The organism is Nitrospinota bacterium (genome assembly GCA_009873635.1).
GTDB lineage: Bacteria > Nitrospinota > Nitrospinia > Nitrospinales > VA-1 > LS-NOB.
The window spans coordinates 3,736-7,206 of record WAHY01000003.1 but is presented as its reverse complement, the minus strand read 5'-3'; the positions used below and the strand labels follow the sequence as shown (position 1 = coordinate 7,206).

At 42.3% G+C, this 3,471-nt stretch carries 5 protein-coding genes; all 5 read left to right on the top strand.

Features of this window, described 5'->3' with window-relative positions:
- Positions 1-152 precede the first annotated feature (152 nt).
- Positions 153-1,040 carry a 4-hydroxy-3-methylbut-2-enyl diphosphate reductase gene (gene ispH, locus F3741_02735; GenBank protein ID MZG29715.1) on the top strand — a complete coding sequence of 296 codons (888 nt, stop codon included), beginning with the start codon at positions 153-155 and terminating at the stop codon, positions 1,038-1,040.
- 120 nt (positions 1,041-1,160) lie between these two features.
- The gene (locus F3741_02730) at positions 1,161-2,261 is read left to right on the top strand and encodes a phytoene/squalene synthase family protein (GenBank protein ID MZG29714.1); all 1,101 of its coding nucleotides are present in this window, start codon (positions 1,161-1,163) and stop codon (positions 2,259-2,261) included.
- 13 nt (positions 2,262-2,274) lie between these two features.
- Positions 2,275-2,709 (top strand): DUF1566 domain-containing protein, encoded by a 435-nt coding sequence (locus F3741_02725; GenBank protein ID MZG29713.1) that lies wholly within the window; start codon positions 2,275-2,277, stop codon positions 2,707-2,709.
- A gap of 80 nt (positions 2,710-2,789) precedes the next feature.
- Entirely contained in the window at positions 2,790-3,236 is a 447-nt protein-coding gene (locus tag F3741_02720) for a hypothetical protein (protein MZG29712.1), read from the top strand.
- A gap of 17 nt (positions 3,237-3,253) precedes the next feature.
- Positions 3,254-3,471, top strand: a 218-nt coding sequence (locus F3741_02715; protein MZG29711.1) for a hypothetical protein, incomplete at its 3' end; no start/stop codon positions are given.

The window sequence follows — 3,471 nt, the reverse complement described above, 5'->3', positions numbered from 1 at the left end:
GATCGCTGATATTGGCCGTCAAACCACCTGGCAGGCAATAAAAAACCTCTTCACCAAATAAGGGTTTTTTATTTAAAACCCTTACTCAGTTTGTTATTATTTAAGCTGCTAAATCACCGGTTTGTTTTAAATTCATAAATGAGGAATATATAATGAAAGTCTCCCTTGCCAGCGCAATGGGTACCTGTTTTGGAGTTCGCGATGCAATTGACCTTGCCATGTCTCCAGAATTCCATTCCGACCTGACAATCGTAGGTCAATTAGTCCACAACCCCCAGGTCAGCGAATCTTTAAAACAAAACGGGGTCTCACTCGTACCCGGAATTGAAGAAATAGACCAAATCAGAACCAAAAAAGTCATGATCACAGCGCATGGAGCGGCTGAGAAAACCAAAAAGCAATTACACGATGCGGGTTTTATAGTTTATGACGCAAGTTGTCCGCTGGTTATGAGGGTTCACCAAACTATTAAGTCACTGGTAACAAAGGGCTATTTCCCTGTCGTGATTGGGCAGAAAGATCATGTGGAGGTTAAAGGTATCGTAGGTGATCTTGATGCGCATTTGGTCATCAATAATGAAGATGATTTTGAAAAAATAAAGGCTTCTGGCAACCGGAAACTTGGAATTGTGTCTCAAACCACTCAACAAACTGACAAAGTTGAGAGCCTCGTTGAAAAAATCAGGGCTCTTGATTATGTGGACGATGTGGCGTTTGTGAATACTATTTGCCAACCTACCCAGGATCGGCAGGTGGCAGTGCATGAATTGGCAGATCAAGTCGATTTGATGATTGTAATAGGTGGCTTTAATTCTTCTAATACGAAAAAGCTGGTTCACGTTTGCGAAGAAAAAGGTGTTGAGGCGCACCATATCGAATCATTTCACCAGCTGGATCAGGAATGGTTCATCGGCAAACAACATGTAGGTATTACAGCAGGGACCAGCACACCGGAAGACATCATCAACCAGGTGCATTCTGAAATATTAAAAATTGCCAAAAGGGTTGAAGGCTTGGAAGAAAAAGCACTCCATTCCTGATGAAAACCAGCATGTTGAGAGTCAAGGCAAATGAAATCTCATTATTTCAGGCATCTCTCATTTTCCTGAAAGCGCCCTGAATCTTATTCCCCGCTATCACCCTGAGGGTTTTTTGCAAGAATGGACGACTGGACCTATTGCGTACAAAAGCTTCCCAAAGTTAGCAGAACCTTTGCGCTTAACATTTCCGTTCTAAGAGGCGAACTTCACCGAAGCATTCTCACCGCATACCTATTTTGCCGGACTGTAGACACAGTTGAAGACGCGGCAAAACTGGACCCAAAAATTAAAAGCCGGTTACTTTTAGAGTTCTCCCAGATGATAGAAGACCGGGAGCACCGTAAAAAAAATCTTCCCGCTTGGCTTGAGGAGTGCCAGTCTGTTGATGGAACCCCTGACGACCTGGATCTACTTCATCAGGTTTCAAGAGTGTTTAATGTCTATGATTCTCTCCCTCAAAACCACCAGGATCAAATCGCCCCTTCCGTTGCAAAAATGGCAAAGGGCATGGCCTTTTTTCAAAACCGCTTTGAGTTCGGAAAAATTACGCCATTGGAAAACTTACAAGATCTCGAGGATTATTGTTATTTTGTAGCAGGCGTTGTTGGAGAAATGTTATGCAACCTTTTCTTCCAAAAACTTTCAAACCTTCCCGAGAAAGCAAAAAATATCATGCGCCAAAATGCCGTGTCATTCGGTCTCGGTTTACAAATGACCAATATATCTAAAGACATTATCGCCGATCGTGAAAGAGGCTGGTCATACATACCCCGGAGCATCATTTCAGAAAAGGGTATGACCGTAGAGGAATTTCATTCCGGAGAATCTACGGATAAAAACCTGCTTATTCTGGAAGGTTTGTTGGGCAAAACCGTTGGACATTTGAACGATGCCTTAAAGTTCACTCTGGCAATTCCCAGAACCGAGATCGCGTTGCGCCTGTTTTGTATCTGGCCATTATGGATGGCTATAAAAACAGTAGATGTGCTTCACGACAACCCTGTATTAATGAATTCCAATTCCCAGGTAAAGATTTCACGCAGTACTGTAAAACGCATTTTGTTTGGGACTCCTCTAATTGCCTGGTCCAATAAACTTTTAAAATACTCGTTTGATAGTATTATTAATGATAAGGTTTTTCAAAACCCTCCAACTTTTGATCTGGAAGGTTTAAAAGCAAGGTTGAAAAAAATTCCCTGGGATACTATTCCTCTAACTTAAATTTGTTAAATAAATGTCTGATTCAGAAAGATTTAAAGATAATCAGGATGGCACCCTCACCGACACAAAAACCACTCTAATGTGGCTCCGGGAAGATGGCTGGCAAAGAGAAGCTAAATGGTTCACCTGGGATGAAGCTCATGAATTCTCAATTTATATGAACGGCATCAAGTTTTGTGGCTTCCAGGACTGGCGGTTACCCGTCGAGGATGAAATACGAACCTTATATAATCCCGAAGTAACAAATCATGATAAATATGAGAAAGAAAACCATTTAGAATCGGCCTTTCCTCCCGGAGGTCAGTCTACCGTCTGGCTGAAAGGAGAAGGGGGAAGCTACGGTTCTTTATTCGACTTTAAAAACGGAGAAGTGCGGCCTCTTTACAAGAGCAAAAGTGGCAGAATGTCTGTCCGCTTAGTAAGAGGAAACATACCAAGATCCAGTTGATTGGCAACATTGCAGGATGCAGATGAAACTTTTACCTGCTATTATCATCTAACTCGTAATCATCTCAAATGGGGGTTCTTTTGAATAAAAACAGCCTTATTTCTATCGCCGGAGGGTTATGGTGCATTATTGGGCTATTCCTGATTTTTCGCGGATTTGGTTTGTATCAACTTGCCGGGCAGGAGCAACACTCTACCCAGATAGCCATCATCCTTTCCGTAATTACAGCTGTGCTGATTGGCCTTGTTAAGGGGAAATTTGTATTAAGCAAAACTGCCAGGAAAAATAAAGCCCGGATTCATGGATTGGAAGATCCTGTACACATCCATCAGATTTTTGCTAAACCGTTTTATATTCTGATCCCTTTAATGATGGGGCTTGGAATTCTCTTGCGCTTCTACAACGAATATCTTGGGGGTTATGTGGTGGTAGCAGCAATTTATTGTGGTATAGGAATGGCATTGATTATTTCCAGCCGCACCTACTGGGCAAGTGAGTCTCAAACAACCAGCCCTGATGAATCCTGACTTTACGGACTATTTAAATGAAGAACTTTTTTCTCACCCTGCACATGATATCCATGTGCCTGGTCATTGGAACCTTGTTTCTGCAATCTCTTTCTGTTGTTTTCCGTTTGCGGCTTAAATCTGCTGAAGAAGCTGAAGGTCTCAGAAAAACCCAGAATCGAATCCACAAGTTTATATACTATCCAATCCTGGGAGTGACCCTTATATCTGGGGCCGTGCTTGCGGTAAAGACCGG